A 23,554-nucleotide genomic window follows, 5' to 3' on the forward strand; every position below is an offset into this window, starting at 1 on the left:
AATAAATATATATTAAATTTTGAGGTGACTTAGAGAATGAATGTAGCAGATATCAAAGCACGCTTATTAGATTTAGAAAATACTTTTAAAGAAAAAGAAAGTGAACTGACTGATTTAGACAGAGCTATTGGTGATGGAGATCATGGCGTAAATATGGTCAGAGGTTTCGAACACTTAAAAGAAAAAATAGATGATCAAAGTATGCAAGCGCTATTTAAATCAACAGGTATGACGTTAATGTCTAACGTAGGTGGTGCTTCTGGACCATTATACGGGTTTGGTTTTATCAAAATGGCGAGTGCAGTGAATGATGAAATTGATCATGATAATCTTAAAGACGTACTTAAAGCGTTTGCTGATGGCATTCAACAACGTGGTAAAGTCGAATTAAATGAAAAAACGATGTATGATGTTATCGAACGTGCGAGAAAAGCTGTTGAAAATGATGAAACAGTAGATCTTGATAAACTACAATCATTTGCTAATGAAACCAAAGATATGGTAGCTACTAAAGGCCGTGCATCATATTTTAACGAAGCTTCAAAAGGTTATATTGATCCTGGTGCACAAAGTAGTGTTTATATTCTTAATGCAATTATAGGAGGAGAGTAAGTCATGACATCTATAGTAGTAGTAAGTCATAGTCATAAAATCGCAGAAGGTGTTAAACAATTAATCAATCAAATGACTGACGGTGGTGTTGACCTTATTGCCGTTGGTGGTTTAAGTGACGATGAAATCGGTACATCATTTGATCAAATCGTCTCTGTAATTAATGGACTTGAAAATGATGCGCTTTGTTTCTATGACATCGGTTCAGCAGGCATGAATTTAGACACAGCTTTAGAAATGTACGAAGGTGACCACAAAATTGTTAAAATGGAAGCGCCAATCGTTGAAGGAAGTTTTATTGCAAGTGTAGGAATTAAATCAAATATGAGTATGGATAGTGTTATCTCTGAAGTAAGAGCTAAATATCCTGAAGAATAATACTAAATCTTTATATATAGAGCTAGGCACATTACAAGTGATACATTGTAATGTGCCTAGCTTTTGATTTAACATCTTTTTATGATTCCCGAGGTGGTGTAATACGTCTACCTTTACCTAAAATCATTTGTATAATTGAAGAAACGAACATGACCATATTGAAAATAATCATTAATAAGAATATTTGATGATCAGCATCAATCGCAACATCTTGCAACTTTTTAAGGTAAATCATTTTATCAGTAATGTTTTCGGCATATATAGACTGTGTTCCTTTTTGGATATGATTCTTAATCGTATAAGCAATAATCGGTATCAACATAGCAGCAGAGAAATTTCTCATTGTATGCATGGTTTGAGAACGTTGTGCTGCTTCTTTTAAATCTCCGTCCAATAATGTAGCCATCGAGCCACTAACTAAGGTCATGCTTGCACCGAAGCCGAGCAGAAGACCTTGAATATAAAGTAATGGAATGTTAATCGTATTTCCCAGAATAATCCAATGGATGCTTACATATAGCAAGGCTGACGATCCCAATGTACCTAAAAAACCTGCACCGACAGAGCTATAAAAGAACATTTTTAAGATACCCGTTATAATGACTCCAACAAAGAAAAAGAAATAGAAATGTAATGAAATATCAAAAGGCAACTTTAATATTCTTACGATATAGACATTGATACCAGCAATGCCTGTTAATAAAGTTAAATGTGATGAAATTGCCATTGTTGCACCGACGAAAGGCTTTTTACTGAATAGTGTATGAAAGTGAACAATAGGATGTGTAGCTTGCCGATTTGTAATGATAAAATTTACAATAAAAAATATTGCAATTAAGAGTATCGGCCACACCCATAATGAATGGTAGCCTTTTTGAGTAAGAAGTGACATAGGAATCATTAAAGAAATGGTACTTAATACTAAAGTAATCATCATTGATCGACTAATATGAATATCTGACGTTTGATGATATTCATCTTTTCTTAATATGACGTTGCCTAGAATTAAGCATAATATCGCGGAGATGATATTTACTACAAAAATCCAATGCCAACGATCTAATTCTAATGATAAACTACCAGATAATCCTCCAAGCGCATTTGAACCAAATAAACCTACAATAACCATCAATAAAAATACATTTCTATATTGTTTTGGAAAGTTCAAGAAAAGTTTAGGTAACAAGGTAAAGAATAATACACCTGAACTGAAACTTTGAATCATTTTAGCAATAGACAAAATGATTAAGTTAAAAGATAAAAGTCCTAAGATTGAACCAATGAGAAATATAAACACAAAGCATAAGTAATTACGCTTGAATCCATATTTATGTGTGAGTGTATGCCCCAACGGTATACCTAAAGCAAAAGTGAAATTAGCTAATACAGAGGGGATAATCAGATATTGAGAGCCAATACCAAAGGATGTTTGAAGGATACCTTGATTTAAACTATAGGCTAAATTTGAAAAAAATTGAGAGCCTACACCAAAAATTGTAATAAACACGAGGACAGTGATTTCTAACATCTTGTCTCGTTTTGAAGACCAAAATTCCATCATTTATTCATCTCACATCTTTAAATTTTTGTTGATAAAAAAAGCAACTTAATCATTATAACGCTAATGGTAAGGTGGATAAATAAACTGATATGATGTTATTAAAAATGAAAAAGAAAATCTTAATATATTTTATTTTTAAAAAGATAATGTAATTATTTATACTGTTAAAGATATGAAAATGGCATGGTATTTCATTAAAAATATAATAACTAAACTTTGGAATCAATGACCAATAACCATAAGTACGTTATCCTTACATAGAAGGTTATTAATGAATTCGAATGGAGGATAATACGTTATGATGGATTTTTTACATTACATACCGCCAGTCATTATATACGCTGTTTTGCTTGCTATTCATTACTTTTTATCGCGTACGGGAAATAAAATATTAGGCCTTATTGTGCCTGTTGGTGTGATTGCAAGTCTTATATATATGTATCAAGCCGATATTATACATATGAAACTGATTGGCGTTATGATTATAGGTATTGTGGCTCTATTATTCTTGGCAGAGGAATGGCAGAGAGCACAAAAGGATAAATAAAGGAAGTTAGTCATCCCTCAAGATGATTATGACATAGCAGTTGTTGAGAAATTTTCAGGTTTTATATCATATAAATAAAGTTGAATATCATGAACAACAACGAGAGGATTAAGTTTAACGAAAAGCGTTTTGTTATTAAGTAGTGTTGTGTAAATGATGACGCTAGTAAGTTGGGAATTGAAAAGGAATGTAGATATATAAAATAGTAATATATGATTAATATCCGAGACATCATCAAACGTCTCGGGTATTTTTATGTATTCACATATGAGGATAGAACTAAAATGTGATTATAACAAGGTTTAACTCAATCTATTGAAAAGCGTAGTTCATCGTATTCGATACGAATTTTATTTTACTTCTGTTAATTTTTAATCATTTTATACAGTTAAGTACTTATATAAGACTTCTAGGATATATTTCACAATGTAGTAATAATTCTTGTTAATGTGCAAGTAAGACTACCATTCATGTTATACCCACCAACTTGTTTCTTTAATAGTCTTCTACACAATCTTAAGTTTGGTGTCTGCAACTTCATTTTTGAAAGGAGTACCATTCGATGTCTAATATTTCAATGACTACCTCAAAACGTAACGCTATCGTTACGGTAATGCTTATTAGTGCTTTTGTGTCAATGCTCAACCAAACTATTTTAAACACAGCACTTCCAGCAATTATTAAAGGACTGAACATCACAGAAACAACAGCGCAATGGTTAATTACTGGATTTATGCTTGTTAACGGTATTATGATTCCTCTTACTGCCTTTTTAATGGATAAATATTCGACACGTCATTTATATATTTTCTCAATGGCTATTTTTCTTATAGGATCTATTGTAGCGGCATTTTCACCTACGTTTACAATTTTAATGATATCTCGTATTATCCAAGCGATTGGTGCCGGCATTCTTTTGCCTTTGATGCAGTTTACAGTATTTACACTGTTTCCTGCTGAACAACGTGGGTTTGCGATGGGATTGGCAGGTGTGGTTGTACAAAGTGCGCCTGCAATTGGTCCAACGTTAACTGGATTATTCGTAGATTTATTTAGTTGGAGAATGCCTTTTTATCTTGTTTCAGCAATTGCTGCTGTGGCTTTTATTTTAGGATTTTTCTTTGTTGAAAATAATACAAAAACAAAAGACATTGTTCTTGATAAAATTTCTGTAGTTTATTCTACTTTCGGCTTTGGTTTAATATTATTCGCATTTAGTAGCGTGAGTACATTTGGTATCACCTCTCTACCTGTCATTGTGACATTTGTACTTGGTATAGCCATTATCATAATTTTTACAACGCGTCAGCTTAAATTAAAACATCCATTGTTAAATATGCGTGTGTTTAAAAATAAAGTGTTCACACTTTCAGCTGTTTCTTCAATGCTAGTATATATTACAATGGTAAGTCCTGCGTTACTCATACCTATTTATATTCAAACAGGTTTAGGTCAATCCGCATTATTATCGGGGGTTGTCGTACTTCCAGGCGCGGTCATTAATGGCTTAACGATGGTTTATACAGGAAAAATTTTTGATAAACATGGTATTAAAGTGCTTGTGATACCTGGTTTTATCTTACTCATTAGTATGACATTTTTATATTCGTTCCTTACTACAGGAACGCCATACTGGTTTGTGATTCTCGTTTATACTATACGGATGATCGCATTAGGATTATTAGTGATGCCTCTTAATACAGTTGGACTGAATGCACTTGAATCAGATGATGTCTCACATGGTACAGCAATTATGAATTCTTTACGCATCATTGCAGGTGCTATGGGTACAGCGATTAGTGTGACAATTTTATCAATAGTGGCAAAACAGTATACAGCTTCACACGCGACAATGTCAAAAATGAAATTAACACAAGAAGCAACCGTACATGGTATAGATGTTGCATTTATTTTTACTACAGTATTAATTATTGTTGGATTTATCTTAGCGTTATTCATAAAAGAAGAAAAAAATCATTAATTATTCAAAAAACTGTATAAGAGAGACTGAATTATGGGATGAACCTGGGACACAAATTGATGTTCCAGGTTTTTTATAATGTAAAGACAGCGGTGAACTTCTGGGCATTAACAGAGTGTATTTCAATAGACAAAGCAATTTGGGTATCGACGCTTAGAGAGTGAGACAATGAAGACATTATGAATATATGTCTTATTATTCAGCTTTTTAGTGGAAATTCAAACGGACTAACGGTTGTTAAATAAAAAATGAATTCCATCATAATTTCTAAATTCAAGCCCCCATCCACCACTTAAATATACCGATGAAATATTTTTATTTAAAATGAAATCGATTAATGAGAAATTGAAACAATTTTTTAATCAATTTACTTAATATGAAACTTGCATTTAAATATAAGAAAGACTATATATAGTATATATGATGTAAAATTAAATTGTTCTTAATTCTTTTTCAGAACAATCCATTTGATTTAAAAGTTTATATTCTAACATAGAGAGAAGGATGAATTTGAAACAATTGAGTTTGACTTTAAAGATACGACTGATATGTGATTTCTTCCAAAATATGATCGTTACAGCATTTTTACCATTTATGGCATTGTATTTAACAGATATGGTCAATCAACATTTTTCAGGACTCTTTTTATTCGCGCTAGTCATGATAAATTTTCCCATATCAATAATATCAGGTCATATTATTGAACGATTACCTAAAAAGACATTGACACTAAGTTATCAATTGATATTAAGTTTAATGCTCGTAATTATGGCGATTACAATCTCGGAACAAGTATATATGATCATTTTATTTTGTATCGCTTACGCAATATTTAGTATCACAATAGGCATGCAGCAACCTATTATGGACACGATTATTATGGATGCGATTACGCCTGAAGTTGAGCAATATATTTATAAGGTAAGTTATTGGCTGACGAATATTGCTGTAGCCTTTGGTGCGCTCATAGGTGGATTGATGTATGGGGCACATAAATCTATGTTGTTTTTAATCGCATTTGCTATTTACATTATGGTTTTTATAGCACTTTTCATATGGTTGCCTAAAGATTTAAATCAAGTGAATCAGTCGTACACACATCATGCTAATGAGCAACAATTCTCCGTGGGTCAAATATTAAAAAGTTATAAACCAGTATTTAAAGATACAACATATCTACTTCTAATTATAGGATTTAGTATTTTAACGATGGGTGAGTTATCTGTATCATCATACATTTCAGTGCGTTTAAAACAAGAGTTTGATCCGATGATATTGTTTTCGTTACATATCGATGGCGTTAAAATGTATTCACTTCTATTAATGACGAATACAATCATTGTTATCATTTTTACCTATTTTATTTCAAAAATTGTTATGAAAATGGATGTTAAAACAGCATTATTGATTGGAATTATTTTTTATGTCATTGGATATTCGAACCTCACTTATCTTAATGATTTTACGTTACTTATCATATTTATGATTATAGCGACGATAGGTGAAATGGTATATTCTCCAATTCTTGAAGAAAATCGTTTTAAAATGGTTCCTTCTCATAAGAGAGGGACATATTCAGCAGTGCATGCTTTAGGATTTAACCTAGCTGAATTACTTGCAAGATTTGGAATTATATTAGGTGTGTTTTTAACTTCAATGGAGATGGGGATTTATATGTTTGTTTTATTACTGCTAGGTGGCATGTCACTTTACATTGCAGTGAGTCGTTTTAATAATGCAAATTCACAATAATTTTTTAAATTAGAAATGTATAATTCGTACCAAATTGCTCGTAATTTTAAAAAAACTATATTTATTAAGATTTTGTTAATTTTCATATTCCTAATTGTTTTCTATAGTGAGAGTATACTAATATAAATCATGGCTAGAAAATATGATGTATGTTGTTTATGAGTTATTTTGGGAATGAATATGAAAGAAGGACTCTAATGAATATTGAAGCACTATATTTTCAAAAGTATTTTTATTTTAAACATTTAAATCAATCAAGTTCAGAACACAGGGTGACATATTGGGTAAAGTTAAGTCGCGACATTGAGTTACATAGATTAATGTATGCATTATTAGATGTCGTTCAAAATCAACCTGTGTTGCGCACACAGTTTGTGACAGATGATTTTAATCAACTCAAGATAAATTTAAGAGATTTTTTTCCATTTATTGAAATTCAAGAAGTTAATGAAATGTCGCAAAGCATAGATTTAGAAGCATTCTTTACACGTAATTTAAATTCCTACCATTTCAATCAATTACCTCTGTTTAATTTTAAGATTTATCAATTTCTAGATGAAGCCTATCTACTTTTAGATTTCCACGCTACTATTTTTAATGAAAGTCAATTAACTCCATTTTTGCAACAATTAAATATCGCTTATACCCACTCTTTAAAAAGTGAATATAGTATCTCGGATTTTTATAATTGGATCAAAGAAATGAACCAAAAGATGGATCAAAATCAAGCTGAATGTCCATTAAAGCACTTCAACGTATTGAATGCAGACGGTGATAATTACGCTTACATACCTGTTAAGAATACATGTGAAAAGAAAAAAATGTGTTCTTTGCATACAGAACTACCATCTTTAGACATTGATGTGTGGATTGTAAGTATTTACTTAGCGCATCATTTTATAAGTCAGTCTTCTGATGTGACGTTAGGCATCCATTTTTCGATAGATAATAAAAATACTGAGAATATGATGGTTTTAAACACAGACATTGCCCCACTTAATTTAAGTGTTAGTCAAAGTGACACCGTAAAAGATATGGTGGATGAGTGTTCCGCACTACTTGAAGAGCTTCAAATGTGTGGTACGTCTTTTGTTGTTCAACCTAAAGCAGTACAAACAGATGTAGAAACGATGATTCATATTGAAAAAGTACAAGAACAATTTGAGCTTAATCATATATGTCATCATATACATCGTCTATACAATGAAGCATCATCATTAGCGGATTTAGAGTTTTATCCTCACGTACAGGGTGGTTTTGAGATAGTTTATAATGACAATGTTTATGATGATTTAACTGTACATACGTTAGTCAAATTAATTAATGGGATTTATATGCAAATTACACAAAATCCATCATTATTAATTAAAGATATAAAACTCAGTGATCGATCAGATTTAGCTAAATATAACAACATCAATTTTCAAAACAATGACATCAATTATAGTGAGGTCACTTATAAAAGCGTGGTTGAAAGATTCGAACGTCAAGTGCACCAACATCCAGATAGTATTGCGTTGCAATATGAACAACAATCGATGACATATCATCAATTAAATCAATGTGCGAATCTTTTAGCATATAAATTGCGTTTAAATAATCAGATTGAACCTAATGATATGGTGGCGTTAATAGCAGAACGCAGCTTAGAGATGATTATTGGAATGTTAGGCATCTTGAAAGCTGGTGCAGGTTATATACCAATTGATCCAGATTATCCTGAAGAAAGAATAAATTATATTATTGAGGACGCAAAACCTAAAGCGGTTTTAACATATCGTACATCATTTCAATCAGATTTACCTCAAATGGATATAGAATTTATAGTTGGTTCAAGAGAACAAGAGATTGATAACCCTAGAGGCATTAATTGTTCAGAAGATATCGCTTATGTCATCTATACATCAGGAACGACTGGTAAACCTAAAGGGACACTGGTGCCACATAGAGGTATTAATCGCTTAGTACACAATCCAAATTATGTCGAATTGAATGAAAATACAGCCGTCTTATTATCAGGAACAGTAGCTTTTGATGCAGCAACCTTTGAAATATATGGTCCATTATTGAATGGTGGACGGTTAGTCATTACATCTAAAGATACATTGTTAAATCCTCAATTGTTAGATCAAGCTATTACTGAAAATAAAGTCAACACGATGTGGTTAACGTCATCTTTATTTAATCAAATTGCCAGCGAACGTATCGAAGCATTAGAATCTTTAACTTATTTGTTTATCGGTGGGGAAGTGTTAAATGCTAAGTGGGTTCACTTATTAAATTCACGTGAGTGTCATCCTCAAATAATCAATGGTTATGGACCGACAGAGAATACAACATTTACTACAACTTTTGCGATTCCACAAGAGATGCCTTCACGTATACCTATTGGTTTACCTATTAGTGGAACGACAGTTTATGTCATGCAAGGTGAACGTATTTGTGGTGTAGGTGTTCCAGGTGAATTGTGCATTGGTGGTGCAGGTTTAGCAAAAGGTTATTTAAATCAACCTAAACTTACTGCTGAACGTTTTATTCAGTCACCTTTTAATAATGAAATGCTTTATCGTAGCGGTGATTTAGTTCGTCTTCAAGAAGATGGCAATATTGATTATATTAGTCGTATCGATAAGCAAGTTAAAATACGTGGATTTAGAATAGAATTATCAGAAATTGAAAAAGCATTAGAAGCTATACGTGATATTAATAAAGCTGTAGTCATCGTTCGGGAACAAGACCAAGATAAACAAATAGTGGCATATTATGAAGCATCGCAATTAAAATCAACAGGTCAATTAAAAGATATTTTAAGTGGAACATTACCTGAATATATGATACCTGTGCATTTTATGAAGGTGGATCGTATACCCATCACGATGAATGGGAAATTAGATGTGCGTGCATTACCTGAAATTAATCTAAAGAATAATAGAAATTATGTAGAACCTCGTAACGATATTGAACGCACTGTTTGCCGTATTTTCGAAGAGATTTTACATATTGATCAGGTAGGTATTAAAGATAATTTCTTTGAACTAGGTGGACACTCTCTTAGAGCAACATTAGTTGTAAACCGTATTGAAGAAAGGTTGAAAAAACGTCTTAAAGTAGGTGATTTAATGAAATCTCCTACTGTAGAGCAACTAGGACAACAAATTGAAGAACTGCAAAATGATGTCTATGATGTGATTCCCAAAGCAAATGAATCGTATCAATATGATTTAAGTGCGTCTCAAAAAAGTATGTATCTATTATGGAAGGTCAATCCTAAAGACACAGTGTATAACATTCCATTCTTATGGAGATTATCTTCTGAACTCAATGTTATGCAATTGCAACGTGCATTATCTAAGTTAATTGAACGTCATGAAATATTACGAACACAATATGTAATTGATGACAATGAAGTTAAACAACGTATTGCAACACACGTTTTACCTGATTTTGAAGAGGTAACGACATCTCTAACGAACGAGCAAGATATTATTCAATCATTTATGGAACCGTTTGATTTAGAACAACCAAGTCAGATGCGAGTTAAATATATACATGGACCACAACAAGATTATTTATTTATGGATACTCATCATAGTATTAATGATGGTATGAGTAACACGATTTTACTATCTGATATGAACGCTTTATATCAAGATAAATCATTACCTGAACTTAAGCTTCAGTATAAAGATTATAGTGAGTGGATGGTGCATAGAGATTTATCTAAACAACGTCACTTTTGGTTACAACAATTTGAAAATCAGGTTCCAATATTAAACATGCCTACGGATTATCCTAGACCAAGTATTAAAACAACCAACGGTAATATGTTGTCGTTTCATTACAATCATCAAATCAAACAGCAATTGAAATCTTATGTAGAACAACATCAAGTGACAGACTTTATGTTCTTTGCTAGTGCAATCATGGTATTATTGCACAAATATACACGTCAGGACGATATCGCTATTGGTAGTGTAATCAGTGCGCGTACGCATCGCGATACTGAAAATATGTTAGGTATGTTTGCTAATACACTTGTATATCGTGGTCGACCACATGATCAAAAGACATGGGATCAATTGATGGCTGAGATGAAAGAGATGTGTCTAGGGGCATATGAACATCAAGAATATCCTTTTGAAAGCTTAGTCAATGATCTTGTTGATGAAAGAGATGCTTCACATAATCCGTTATTTGATGTGATGCTCGTACTTCAAAATAATGAAACAAATCATGCGAATTTTGGACATAGTCAACTGACACATATCCCACCTCAGTCAACAACAGCTAAATTTGATATGTCATTTATTATTGAAGAAGATCAAGATGGCTATGTCGTTAATATTGAATATAATACAGATTTATATAAACAAGAAACCATTCATCATATTGCTGAACAACTTCAAATGATTATTAAACATGTAATATCTACCGAAAACCTAAAAATTCAAGATATTGATGAAAATGATGACTTATTAATTTGGTTGGACAAGTATGTGAATGATTGTTCTTTAGACTTGCCAAAAAATAAGTCAATACAGCAACTTTTACATGATGTCATGAAAGCGAAAGCAGATGATGTAGCACTTAAAATGAATGGACAATCGATGACGTATCAAGAACTTGATGATTATTCTAATAGTATAGCTCAAACATTGATACATAATGGCATTCAAAAAGGGGAACGTGTAGCCCTTTTAACTGAACGAAGTTTTGAAATGGTTGCTAGTATGATTGCTGTATTAAAAGTTGGAGGTTCTTATGTACCTATTGACGTCACTTATCCCGATAAGCGCATTGAATTTATTATTAAAGACGCTGAAGTCGCAGCAGTTCTCACATATGGAAAAACAATATCCTCACATATACCAGTAATTAAAATCGAAGATATTGATAACACTGAAAATAATAAAAGTTTAAATATAGAATATGCAGGGAATTTGGAAGATGATTTGTATCATATTTATACATCTGGAACAACAGGAAAGCCTAAAGCAGTATCAGTGAAACAACGTAATATATTAAATTTAGTGTGTGCTTGGACAAAAAGACTCAATTTATCCGATGATGAAGTCTATCTGCAGTACGCTAATTATGTGTTCGATGCTTCGGCAACTGATTTCTACTGTAGTTTATTAAATGGATATCCACTTGTCATTGCAACATCAGTTGAGCGGACCAATACAGATTTATTAGAAAAGTTAATTTCACAAGAAAATATCACCATCGCATCTATTCCACTACAGGTATATAATGTGATGCATCATTTTTACATTCCTAAAGTAATTACAGGAGGTGCGACAAGTACGCCAGCATTTGTGCAGCATATCTCTAAGCATTGTGATATGTATGTTAATGCCTATGGTCCTTCTGAAAATACGGTTATCGCATCTTGTTGGATATACAAAAAAGGTGACGCCATACCATCGACTATTCCGATTGGGAAACCGTTAGCTAATGTTGATATTTTTATTATGTCAGGCGGTAAACTATGTGGCGTTGGTATTCCAGGTGAATTATGTATTGCAGGAGAAAGTTTAACTTCAGGATATTTAAACAGACCCGAACTATCGGCGGAAAAATTTATTGAAAACCCGTTTGGTCCAGGACAACTTTATCGAAGTGGTGATTTAGCACGATTGATGCCAGATGGGCAAATTGAATTTCTTGGTAGAATAGACAAGCAAGTTAAAGTACATGGCTATCGCATTGAACTAGGTGAAATTGAAAATATCATTAATTCAGTGGATACTGTGACAGATAGCGTTGTTATTTTAGCTAAACAAAGTGAGCATGAAGTGCTGCATGCTTATTATGTTGGAAGTCAAGAAGACGAAAATCATATTTCACAACATTTAAATCAATATTTGCCTAAATACATGATTCCTAATACATTAACAGCTATTAGCGAAATACCATTAACAGGAAATGATAAGGTGGATGAGTCAAAATTACCTGTACCTAATGTACACAAAAATAAATTTGTTGCACCACGTAATAATATCGAACGAGAAATAGCACAAATCGTTAGCGGAGTGTTGGACGTATCATCTATGAGTATAGATGATGACTTCTTTGAAATGGGTGGTACATCACTAGATGCAATGGTGGTAGTATCAAAACTAAAATCAAATGGCATACACATTACAATGCAAGATGTATATCAATTTAAAACTGTTCGTTATATAGCTAATCACACAAAAACACGCCAAGCACTACCAGAAGTAGTATTACCAGATCATCTACCACAATTACAATCATTAGTTGAACGACGATATCAACTAAAACCACAACACCTAGCGCAATCTTCTTTAGGTCATGTATTGCTAACTGGTGCAACGGGGTTCCTAGGCGCATATTTAATTGATGAAATGCAAGATAATGCTGATCAAATTACATGTATTGTCAGAGGTCATGATATCAATCAAGCTAAGACTAACTTGGAAAATAATTTAAATTGTTATTTTGATATGGCTCATGTGGATAAATTAATGAAGCATATTGATATTGTTTTAGCTGATTTATCAGAACTTGATCATCTCATTATCGATTCAGCCATTGATACAATTATTCATGCCGGAGCACGTACAGATCACTTTGGTGATGATGAAACATTTTTTGATGTCAATGTAAGAAGTACACAAGCATTAATTGATTTAGCTAAGGATAAAAAAGCGAAATTAATCTATATATCAACGATAAGTGTAGGTACGGTGTTTAAAGCACATCAAGACGATATTTCATTTTCTGAAAAAGATTTATATAAAGGCCAGTTATTTACATCACCATACACTAAAAGTAAGTTTTATAGCGAGATGAAAGTGTTAGAAGCGGTTAATGAAGGTCTAGCAGCTCAGATTATAAGATTAGGAAATCTGACAAGTGCTTCTACCGGACCATTAAATATGAAAAATTTAACAACTAATCGTTTTAGTATTGTCATGCATGATTTATTAAAAATGCCGTTTATAGGAGAAAGTATATCGAAAGCTAAAGTTGAATTTTCATTTATAGATGTCACAGCGCGCCATATTATTAAATTGGCAAGATCCAATGCAATACCTATTATTTATCATGTATACGCACCACGTTCAATAACTATGAAACAAGTAATTGACAATGCCAAAGGGTCAGAAATGACTGTAGTAAGTGATAGTGAGTTTGAACAGAAATTACATGAATTAGGTATGCATGAATTGATTGGTCTTAATAGTAATGGAGATAATCAAATTTCAGGTGTGACAGATTCAAATATGACTCAAACAGTAATGAAAGAATTACAAGGTGAATGGCCACATCTTTCTTGCCAATGGTTGCAACAATGGTACCACTTATTGTTTGAAAAATTTGATGCCAACTAGAGGTGAATCATGTATTTGTATGTGACTAAGATGACAGAAACTTTAGAGGAAGTAGAATTGCTTTTGAATAGAAGTTCTCGTCAGTTGAAAAAGCCAGAACGAATGCACTATAAATTTTTAAAGGATCGACTTATGCACCAATTAGGTGATGTATTGATTCAGTATGCTATTGAACAATGTGCTGGATTAACTCCTAAAGAATGGAGGTATCACATCACAACTATGGGTAAAGTTGAGATACGAAGTTCTTGTCATATATACGTGAGTCTTTCGTATAGTTATCCTTATCTCGTTTGTATAATAGATAATCAGCCTATTGGCATTGATATCGAAGAAATGAAAGACTTAGATTATAAATATTTGGCGAAGAATTTTACAACAAATGAATTTAACCAAGTGACTACACTTAAAGATTTTTATGAAATTTGGACTAAGAAAGAAAGTTATACAAAACTCATTGGTGAGGGATTAGTGAATGGTTTAGACCGCTATGATGTGACACAAAATTTAAGATTTTTAAAAAAACATGTCCAATTTACCTCAGTGGATTATTTTAAAAGGCTCATTCAAATATGTCATATGAGTAAACATAGTTTAAACTTTGAAGTGGTGCCGCTCACACAATTATTATAATGGTGTAAATTTACAAAAGGCGCTTAAGCGATATGAAAATCGTTTGAGTGTCTTTTTAAACTTTAAAGGTTGTTCGATTGACTAATTGCTATCCAGATAATGCATATGTGTGTATTTAAAAGTTTAAATTTAAGTACATATTTTATTGTTGTTTATATAGTTGTAAAAAGAAATTAATAATAGATTAATATTCATTGTGTAAAATTGGTGTTGTTCTCATAAATTGTTAAATCATTCAGCTAAGAGAGAGGAGTTTATTGATGAAGGCCTGGATTCAAAGAATTTTAGAAATTATCCCGCGCGAAATTATTAATCTTTTCATTTAAGTCACGGTTATAAATGATATAAAAAAGATAGAGGTGCTTTAAACATGAAAAATAAAAAGAATTCATATAGCATTCGAAAGTTAAGTGTTGGTGCGTCTTCAATCATTGTTGCATCGATGTTATTTATTGGCGGAGGCTCAGTACATGCTGCTGAATCCAATCATCTTGAAAATCAAGAACAATCAGAAGTAAGTGCATCACATTCTATTGAGCTGCAACACAAAGATCAAGAAATTCAACAACCTGAGAATAAAGATAATAAAAATTACCATTCAGAAACAATTGATAAAAATCCAACAATACATAACAATGACTACTCATATCATGAGACACCTAGTACTGACGTTAAATCTAATGAAGGCAAACAAATTGATAGTCAATCCAATCAACCTCAGACATCCATGACAAAGAATGACCAACAAAATCCTAAAAAGATTGGGGAACATGCAACGAATGGCATAAATGCAAAAAAAGAAGAAACTAGAAAGAATGAAAATGCAAAAAGCCTAGTAAAACCCCAACAAGATGATAAAACAACATCTGAACAAACAAAAATGAAAGAATCACGTGAACAGGAGATTACAAACAAGCAAAAGCAGTTACAAAGTAAAGATGTAAAAAATGCTCAACAGGAAAATCAAAATATAGAACAAGAAAAATCTCAAGAAAAAATTAACCTCCAACAATCGAGCATCGAAAAGGTTCAAAAATCTTCAAGAATAGATGGAAAATTAGATCATCAATACAATAAAGATGCAACGCAATCGAATGAGGATACTGCATCTGAGAATGTTTCAGAGCAACATATAACAGCAAAAGATGAAGGTGTTACTCGAAATAATCGTGGAGATGAACGTTTAAATCAAGAAAAGTCAACAACATCAGATAAAGAACTTAAAGTGGATGACATAGACAAAGATCTTTCCACAAAAGAATCTCCTGAAAATGAAAAAGATGATTCTAGAAAAGGGATCAAGGCACTCACTAAAAATTCTCAGGCAACAACAAGAAATACTGCGACAACAGAGGCATCCAAAGAATTGAAGGATCAAACAAATAAAGTAGCATCACAAAAAGAATATAAAAATCACGATCCTATTATTCTTGTACATGGATTTAATGGTTATGCATCAGGAACTGGTCCCATTACAGGAAAAGGTAACTATTGGGGTGGTGACCGTCTCAAAATTATTCAAGATTATAGAGCTAAAGGTTATAATGTGATGGAAGCAAGTGTAAGTGCATTTGGCAGTAATTATGATAGAGCTGTAGAATTGTACTATTACATTAAAGGTGGACGTGTAGACTATGGTGCGGCACATGCTGCAAAATATGGACACGAGCGTTACGGAAAAACATACGCCGGTGCTTATAAGGATTGGAAGCCTGGTCAAAAAATTCATCTCATTGGCCATAGTATGGGTGGTCAAACAATTCGTTATCTTGAAGAGTTATTACGTCATGGTAGTCCAGAAGAGGTAGAATACCAAAAACAACATGGTGGTGACATTTCTCCGTTATATAAAGGTGGGCAAGATAATATGATATCGTCTATTACTACTATTGCCACACCACATAATGGCACTCATGCTGCAGATTTATTAGGTAATGAAGAAATCATTAGACAAGTAGCATATGACTATGCAAGGTCAAAAGGTAATAAATTATCTCATGTTGATGTTGGTTTAAGTCAATGGGGACTTAAACAAAGAGAAGACGAAACATTAGTTCAATATATTCAACGTGTGAAACAAAGTAAATTATGGACAACAAAAGATAATGGATTCTATGATTTAACTACTGAGGGTACAGATATCTTAAATCAAAAAACATCTTTAAACCCCAATATTGTTTACAAAACATATCAGGGTGAATCTACAAGACCAGGTCCAAATGGTACTCAAAAAGCAGATGTCAATATGAACATAGGCTATACATTAACTGCAAATACGATTGGTAAAGTAAAAGACAAAGCGTGGAGAGAAAACGATGGACTTGTGTCTGTCATCTCTGGGCAATATCCATTGAACCAAGCGCATACGTCTGCGACAGATCAAGTTCAAAAAGGAGTATGGCAAGTGACACCAGTTAAACATAATTGGGACCATGGTGACTTTGTTGGTACAGATACATCAGAAGTTCGTATCTCTAAAGAAGAATTAGAAGATTTCTGGGACAACATGTTTGAAGATATGGTACGTAATGAAAAAGTGACAGATAAACAATAATTAAATAAAGAAAAATCAAAGGCACCTTATCCGGTCGATAGAAATTGTGAGCGGATAGGGTGTTTTATTTATATATGTATTTCTAGAATCAATGATTATATTTAAATTGCTATGATTAGTGAAGTTATTGATATAGATAATTTAAGCAATATGATGATATTTATTTATACTTGACTTGAATATCAAATCATAACCATTCATAAGTAAATGTTAATAAAATTATGTTGAAACGCTTTCATATAGGCATTATAATTAGTCTAGCTATAGAAAAAGGAATGATACGAATGAAAGCAAATAAGTATTTAATCTTTATTTTGGGAGCACTTGGTGGCTTATTATATGGTTATGATAATGGTGTGATTTCCGGTGCTTTATTATTTATACATAAAGACATACCTCTCAATAGTACAACTGAGGGTATCGTTGTGTCTTCAATGTTAATTGGCGCAATAGTCGGTGCAGGAAGCAGTGGCCCACTTGCCGATAAATTAGGTCGTCGACGTCTAGTAATGCTCATCGCTATTGTATTTATTATTGGGGCACTGATTCTTGCTGCATCAACCAATTTAGCATTATTAATTATTGGACGTTTAATTATTGGTTTAGCAGTGGGTGGTTCGATGTCTACAGTACCTGTTTATTTAAGTGAAATGGCGCCGACAGAATATCGTGGTTCACTAGGTTCACTTAATCAACTAATGATTACAATTGGTATTTTAGCAGCATATTTAGTCAACTATGCATTTGCGGATATTGAGGGTTGGCGTTGGATGCTTGGATTAGCAGTTGTTCCATCGGTTATTTTACTCGTGGGTATTTATTTTATGCCTGAGAGTCCAAGATGGTTACTTGAAAATAGAAACGAAGAAGCTGCTCGTCAAGTGATGAAAATTACCTATGACGATAGCGAAATTGATAAAGAACTTAAAGAAATGAAAGAAATTAACGCTATCTCTGAATCAACATGGACAGTCATTAAATCACCATGGTTAGGTAGAATATTAATTGTAGGTTGTATATTTGCTATTTTCCAACAATTTATTGGTATCAATGCGGTCATTTTCTATTCATCTTCAATCTTTGCTAAGGCTGGACTGGGTGAAGCGGCGTCTATATTAGGTTCAGTTGGTATAGGAACTATTAATGTTCTTGTAACAATAGTTGCCATTTTTGTAGTAGATAAGATTGATCGTAAAAAATTACTTGTTGGTGGTAATATTGGTATGATTGCCTCATTATTAATTATGGCAATCTTAATTTGGACAATTGGAATCGCTTCATCAGCGTGGATTATTATTGTTTGTTTATCATTATTTATCGTATTCTTCGGGATTTCTTGGGGACCTGTTCTATGGGTTATGCTACCTGAATTATTCCCGATGCGCGCACGTGGCGCTGCTACTGGTATTTCAGCGCTTGTGCTAAATATCGGAACGCTTATCGTGTCATTATTCTTCCCAATATTAAGTGATGCATTAAGTACAGAATGGGTATTCTTAATTTTTGCGTTCATAGGCGTGTTAGCGATGATGTTCGTAATTAAATTCTTACCAGAAACACGCGGACGTAGTTTAGAAGAAATAGAATATGAATTACGTGAGCGTACAGGCGCAAGAACTGAATAATTACAATGAGAAGTACTTCAAATTTTCAATGTATAGTTGAAAATTTGGAGTATTTTTTAGTTCAAATATTTTTGTAGGAATGTCAACGTTTAGTACACTTGATAATAAGTACAAGAATAAAAGTAATAATATATGAACGTTGGAGGTTGAAAATATGAAAAGTGCCCAAGCACTTGAACAGATTTTAACATCGTTAGACGGTCAAAAGTACGGTGCGTATAAGCAAATAAAAGACCTATACAAATTTAATTTATTTAAACTACGTATTGATCATATTCAAGCTGATTCATTTGCGCCACCATCTAAGATGAGTGTCGTTATAGATCGCCAACAAGCAAAATTTCCTGATTCTTTATTAAATTCTGAACTGAAACAACGAGCTGTGAGTGATTACTTAACGCGCGTGTTTCATAAGCAGATTCAATCAATAGTAGCCCAAGATAAAAAAGTAAGTAAAATTCAAATTGATAGTTGTGGCCAAGAAATCTTAGAGCGTACCGCAGTAGTAATTAAGAATCATCAAATTGAGGCACGTATTGAAGTTGGATTACCAGCACGAGGACGTACCATATTAGGTAGAATAGCAAGACATACACTTATTAATGTATTGCCTCAAATAGTAGAACATGCCTTATGTTATCGCAACATTAATGGTTCACAATTGCAACAACAAGTTGAATTAGTGATGGATCAAGAGGAGATTAGACAACAGTTAGTAAAACGTGACCTTGTTGCATTTGTAGCAAATGGTGCTATTTTACCAAGAAAAAGTGGTGTTTCAGATCTACCTATGAATAACGCTATTGAATTTAAAAGTCCCAAACAATATGAGATTGTAATGAAACTATCGAGTGGCAAAGTTATTAAGGGTATGGGTATTCCCAAAGGCATTACACTAATAGTTGGAGGCGGTTATCATGGTAAATCAACATTACTTGAAGCGTTAGAACGAGGTGTATATAATCATATTGCTGGTGATGGTAGAGAATATGTGATTACAAATCAAGATGCAATGAAAATTCGTGCTGAAGACGGAAGAAGTATTCAAAATGTTAATATCCAGCCATTTATTGATCATTTGCCAGGTGAAAAAGATACTATACATTTTTCAACTGAAAATGCGAGTGGTAGTACGTCTCAAGCTGCAAATGTCATGGAAGCTTTAGAATCACAAGCGTCATTGTTACTCATTGATGAAGATACATCTGCAACGAATTTCATGATTCGTGATGGTCGTATGCAACGTTTAATTGCTCCCGAAAAAGAGCCGATTACACCCTTTTCTAATAAGGTAAAAGCATTATATGACGACCATAACGTGTCGACTATTCTAATCGTTGGAGGTTCGGGAGATTATTTTGACGTGGCAGATCAAGTATTGATGATGGATGAATATGTATTGAAAGATGTTACGCAACAAGCTAAAGACATTGCGCAGTCAGACGGTTATCAAAGAAAGGTTTCTTCTCACAATCAGTTCGGTCACATTCCATCAAGAATTCCGTTGAGAGCGAGTTTTAATCAAAAAGGGAAACGTGATCGCTTTAAAGCTAAAGGATTGAATGTAGTAACGTATGGTAAGGAAACTATTCATATTTCTGGCTTAGAACAACTTGTCGATGACAGTCAAACACAAGGTTTAGCGATGATGTTAAGTTATGTAAAAAATGAATTGCTAGATGACAAAAGTACGATTGTAGAATTGACCAATTGTTTGTATCAACGGATTGAGAAACACGGATTAGATGTTATATCAAATCATCATGGTCATCCTGGTCATTTAGCGCTACCTAGAAAGCAGGAGTTTATTGCGACACTTAATCGATATCGTAGATTAAAAATAAAGCAAAGGGAATAAATATATGCCCATTTTAAATATTTATTATAAAAGTATCTCAGAGTTTGCGTCGATGTGTTGAACTTTGAGACTGAAAATAAAGGGGAGTATGAAGATGAAGTCTTCAGTTCGATTGTTAAATCACATCATAAAGATAATGAATTTACAACAATCATTAATTATAAGAGATGAACAATGGAATCAGTCTTATGAGGCATACAATTTTAATATTAACGACTACGTATTTAAAAGTAGGTTAGCTAAAAAAACAACAAAGAAAAAAGGATATTTTTTATCGCTTTGGGAAAAAGATAAAACAAAGAAAAATCGTGCATTTGACTACGAGTCATTTCCTGGGAAATTAATTGTACATGTGATAGATGATTCTCAAGTAGGTCAGTTTATTTTTCCAAAACATGTACTTTTCCATAAAGGTATTTTAAGACATCATGAATCTAAAGGGAAAATGGCTTTTCGAGTGTATCCTACTTGGGAGAAAGATTTAAATCGTGTCGCTCAAAAGACACAAGCGTGGCAAAAACAATACTTTATAGATATGTCTCAAACAATTGATGTACCAAGTATTAAACGTGCTTATTTTAATGAAGATTGATTATAAAATCAAAAGCTGTGCGCAAACAGATATGTGTAAATATTACTGTTTTATTAGTAAACTTGATTACATAACTGTCAATGAGTTGGAATGAGTCTCATTTTCTAATCACTTATATTGAGGGAGGGTTAATGGTGTCTTCGGAGTATAAAAAAGGAATATTTTTAGCTTTAGGTGCTTATATTTTATGGGGGATTTTACCCATTTATTGGCGTTTAATTGATGAAATAGGCGCTTTTGAAATTTTGGCATTCCGCATTATTTTTTCAGTGATATTTATGATTTTTGTGCTCATTATAGGAAAAAATCAACGGAACGCTTTTTTTAGAGATGTTAATCAGTTGGTATCGCATCCCGTACAACTTATTGCCATCATAGTTGCAGGGTATGTTATTACAGTGAATTGGGGGACATTTATTTGGGCAGTATCTAATGGTCACGTGCTACAATCTAGCCTAGGTTACTACATTAACCCACTAGTGAGTATCGTATTGGCGCTTATATTTTTAAAAGAGAGATTTAATAAATTCGAATGGTTAGCCATCATCTTTGCATTAGTAGGCGTACTTTATATGACAATAAAAATCGGTGAATTTCCATTTATTTCACTTCTGTTAGCATTTTCTTTTGGTATTTATGGTTTACTAAAAAAGATTGTGCATATCGATGCGATAAGTAGCATCACTATTGAATGTATTGTTACTGCACCAGCAGGTTTAATCTATGTTATTTACCTATGGCAGCAACAACACATAACATTTGGATTAAATATATCATCATTTTGGCTACTATTTTCAGGTGCAATTACAGCAATACCATTGATTCTGTTCTCAGCAGGTGCTAAGCGAATTCCATTATCGTTAACTGGCTTCATTCAATATGTAGGGCCGACAATCATGTTTATCTTAGGTATCTTTGTCTTTAAAGAGCCATTTAACACTGATCAATTGATTACCTTTATTTTTATATGGATAGGTATTGTGTTATATAGTATTTCTCAATATGTTCAAATTAAGAAAAACCCAGTTGTAAAATAAATATACCTTCACTTTATTTAATGTGCATTCTCTAAATTAGATATTGATTCTAACTATTGATGTGTACATCAACGTTTAAATAGAGTGAAGGTGTATTTTTTATTTTGTATATCGACTGAATAGTAGTTGATTTGTAAAATATAAAGTTGGGTTAATCGTGTCTTTAATATCATTGACTTCTTTAAGCCACAACTGTAAATCATTGTAGTAGTCGGAACTCATAGACAAATCATTTGTAAAACATTTAGCTGTTGCTTCAATTGTATCTTTGTTTAATTGGTTAGAGATATCAGTTCGAGTATACATTGAGTAAATTTCAATTGCACTTGCTAAATGATGATTGATGTAATGAATGGCCTTTTGAATGACTTTCAGAAACTTTCTAAGTTTGATCTCACTCGTATTTAATACTTCAGGCGTAGTAATGAAAATGAGTTGACAAAAATCAGGTACATTATAATTTTTTAGTGGAAAATAATCTACATTTAGTCCTTGATTTTTAGCTTCAAGAATTTCAAAATTTTCGAAAATAAGTGTAGCAGCATCAGCTTTATCAGTTAAAAGTGCATCAGTATGATAAAAGCTATGATTAACTGGTGTGATGTCACCCTCTTTATATGTGCCGCCATCTGCTTCAATCATCGTTTTAGCCATGGCAATACCACCTGGACCGGGAGCGCCAGGATATTGAAGTCGCTTACCGATTAAATCTTTGGGGCGAGCGATATTTTTATCTTTGTTATACATAATACCGCCGTTAGTGTGAAGATATCTCGCAAACCCGATGACGTTTTGTTCTTTAGCTCTATCTTGAACCAGATGAATAGGTTCAGTAATCGCGATATCCATTGAACCATTTTCAATCTCGTCTAATGCATCAAAGTGCTCTTTTGGTTCAATCATCTCAATTTCTAATGATTCTTCTTTAAACCATCCTTTTTCAATACCTATGATTAATGGCATATGATCAGGATTTAAAAACCATTCTAAACCTACTGTTAATTTGTTCATAAAAAATTCCTCCATCCATTTAATTATTGCGTAAAAAAGTGAATGAAGAAAC

Annotated in this window: 14 protein-coding genes and 1 pseudogene; 13 read left to right on the top strand and 2 right to left on the bottom strand. The window is 32.8% G+C overall.

What is annotated here, in order from left to right; translation table 11 throughout:
- Positions 1–36 precede the first annotated feature (36 nt).
- A complete protein-coding gene (gene dhaL, locus HMPREF3241_RS03005) occupies positions 37–612 on the top strand; it encodes a dihydroxyacetone kinase subunit DhaL (RefSeq protein ID WP_002446881.1) in 576 nt (191 codons plus the stop codon).
- 3 nt (positions 613–615) lie between these two features.
- A complete protein-coding gene (gene dhaM / locus HMPREF3241_RS03010; RefSeq protein WP_001830585.1) occupies positions 616–990 on the top strand; it encodes a dihydroxyacetone kinase phosphoryl donor subunit DhaM in 375 nt (124 codons plus the stop codon).
- Between the two features lie 79 nt (positions 991–1,069).
- On the opposite strand, the gene HMPREF3241_RS03015 is transcribed toward dhaM, so the two are convergent.
- Complete coding sequence (locus HMPREF3241_RS03015) at positions 1,070–2,518, bottom strand: MFS transporter (protein ID WP_002458093.1); 1,449 nt, start codon at positions 2,516–2,518, stop codon at positions 1,070–1,072.
- 331 nt (positions 2,519–2,849) lie between these two features.
- Between HMPREF3241_RS03015 and HMPREF3241_RS03020 the strand changes: the two genes are divergently transcribed.
- The 11 genes and pseudogenes from HMPREF3241_RS03020 to rarD all read left to right on the top strand — a co-directional run bounded on the left by HMPREF3241_RS03020 (position 2,850) and on the right by rarD (position 22,491).
- The gene (locus HMPREF3241_RS03020) at positions 2,850–3,098 is read left to right on the top strand and encodes a hypothetical protein (RefSeq protein WP_002458092.1); all 249 of its coding nucleotides are present in this window, start codon (positions 2,850–2,852) and stop codon (positions 3,096–3,098) included.
- 562 nt (positions 3,099–3,660) lie between these two features.
- Positions 3,661–5,079 carry an MDR family MFS transporter gene (locus HMPREF3241_RS03025; protein WP_002475429.1) on the top strand — a complete coding sequence of 473 codons (1,419 nt, stop codon included), beginning with the start codon at positions 3,661–3,663 and terminating at the stop codon, positions 5,077–5,079.
- Positions 5,080–5,117: 38 nt separating this feature from the next.
- Positions 5,118–5,324: pseudogene (locus tag HMPREF3241_RS13115) on the top strand (single-stranded DNA-binding protein).
- Between the two features lie 265 nt (positions 5,325–5,589).
- Entirely contained in the window at positions 5,590–6,831 is a 1,242-nt protein-coding gene (locus HMPREF3241_RS03030; RefSeq protein WP_070592614.1) for an MDR family MFS transporter, read from the top strand.
- Positions 6,832–7,028: 197 nt separating this feature from the next.
- Positions 7,029–14,192: an aureusimine non-ribosomal peptide synthetase AusA gene (ausA, locus tag HMPREF3241_RS03035; protein WP_070853439.1), complete on the top strand. Its 7,164-nt coding sequence runs from the start codon at positions 7,029–7,031 to the stop codon at positions 14,190–14,192.
- A 9-nt stretch (positions 14,193–14,201) separates the two neighbouring features.
- Positions 14,202–14,825, top strand: coding sequence for an aureusimine biosynthesis 4'-phosphopantetheinyl transferase AusB (gene ausB / locus HMPREF3241_RS03040; RefSeq protein WP_002475407.1), 624 nt, complete (start codon positions 14,202–14,204; stop codon positions 14,823–14,825).
- A 370-nt stretch (positions 14,826–15,195) separates the two neighbouring features.
- Positions 15,196–17,379: a YSIRK-targeted triacylglycerol lipase gene (gene lip / locus HMPREF3241_RS03045; RefSeq protein ID WP_002475412.1), complete on the top strand. Its 2,184-nt coding sequence runs from the start codon at positions 15,196–15,198 to the stop codon at positions 17,377–17,379.
- Between the two features lie 284 nt (positions 17,380–17,663).
- The gene (locus HMPREF3241_RS03050; RefSeq protein WP_070592611.1) at positions 17,664–19,004 is read left to right on the top strand and encodes a glucose transporter GlcP; all 1,341 of its coding nucleotides are present in this window, start codon (positions 17,664–17,666) and stop codon (positions 19,002–19,004) included.
- 154 nt (positions 19,005–19,158) lie between these two features.
- Positions 19,159–20,862, top strand: a complete 1,704-nt coding sequence (locus tag HMPREF3241_RS03055; protein WP_070592609.1) for an ABC-ATPase domain-containing protein — start codon at positions 19,159–19,161, stop codon at positions 20,860–20,862.
- Between the two features lie 94 nt (positions 20,863–20,956).
- Positions 20,957–21,454 (top strand): MepB family protein, encoded by a 498-nt coding sequence (locus tag HMPREF3241_RS03060; RefSeq protein ID WP_002458085.1) that lies wholly within the window; start codon positions 20,957–20,959, stop codon positions 21,452–21,454.
- 134 nt (positions 21,455–21,588) lie between these two features.
- Positions 21,589–22,491, top strand: coding sequence for an EamA family transporter RarD (gene rarD / locus HMPREF3241_RS03065; RefSeq protein ID WP_002458084.1), 903 nt, complete (start codon positions 21,589–21,591; stop codon positions 22,489–22,491).
- A 99-nt stretch (positions 22,492–22,590) separates the two neighbouring features.
- On the opposite strand, the gene HMPREF3241_RS03070 is transcribed toward rarD, so the two are convergent.
- Positions 22,591–23,502, bottom strand: coding sequence for an ABC transporter substrate-binding protein (locus HMPREF3241_RS03070; protein ID WP_070853440.1), 912 nt, complete (start codon positions 23,500–23,502; stop codon positions 22,591–22,593).
- Positions 23,503–23,554 lie beyond the last annotated feature (52 nt).

This window comes from Staphylococcus sp. HMSC34G04 (assembly GCF_001838765.1).
Taxonomy (GTDB): domain Bacteria; phylum Bacillota; class Bacilli; order Staphylococcales; family Staphylococcaceae; genus Staphylococcus; species Staphylococcus epidermidis.

What these genes read in the sequence shown, in the direction of transcription:
- HMPREF3241_RS03050 (WP_070592611.1), top strand. Translation starts at nt 17,664, where the DNA reads ATGAAAGCAAATAAGTATTTAATCTTTATTTTGGGAGCACTTGGTGGC.
- HMPREF3241_RS03060 (WP_002458085.1), top strand. Translation starts at nt 20,957, where the DNA reads ATGAAGTCTTCAGTTCGATTGTTAAATCACATCATAAAGATAATGAAT.
- HMPREF3241_RS03015 (WP_002458093.1), bottom strand. Translation starts at nt 2,518, where the DNA reads ATGTTAGAAATCACTGTCCTCGTGTTTATTACAATTTTTGGTGTAGGC.
- ausB (WP_002475407.1), top strand. Translation starts at nt 14,202, where the DNA reads ATGTATTTGTATGTGACTAAGATGACAGAAACTTTAGAGGAAGTAGAA.
- dhaL (WP_002446881.1), top strand. Translation starts at nt 37, where the DNA reads ATGAATGTAGCAGATATCAAAGCACGCTTATTAGATTTAGAAAATACT.
- HMPREF3241_RS03025 (WP_002475429.1), top strand. Translation starts at nt 3,661, where the DNA reads ATGTCTAATATTTCAATGACTACCTCAAAACGTAACGCTATCGTTACG.
- HMPREF3241_RS03070 (WP_070853440.1), bottom strand. Translation starts at nt 23,502, where the DNA reads ATGAACAAATTAACAGTAGGTTTAGAATGGTTTTTAAATCCTGATCAT.
- HMPREF3241_RS03055 (WP_070592609.1), top strand. Translation starts at nt 19,159, where the DNA reads ATGAAAAGTGCCCAAGCACTTGAACAGATTTTAACATCGTTAGACGGT.
- lip (WP_002475412.1), top strand. Translation starts at nt 15,196, where the DNA reads ATGAAAAATAAAAAGAATTCATATAGCATTCGAAAGTTAAGTGTTGGT.
- ausA (WP_070853439.1), top strand. Translation starts at nt 7,029, where the DNA reads ATGAATATTGAAGCACTATATTTTCAAAAGTATTTTTATTTTAAACAT.
- HMPREF3241_RS03020 (WP_002458092.1), top strand. Translation starts at nt 2,850, where the DNA reads ATGATGGATTTTTTACATTACATACCGCCAGTCATTATATACGCTGTT.
- dhaM (WP_001830585.1), top strand. Translation starts at nt 616, where the DNA reads ATGACATCTATAGTAGTAGTAAGTCATAGTCATAAAATCGCAGAAGGT.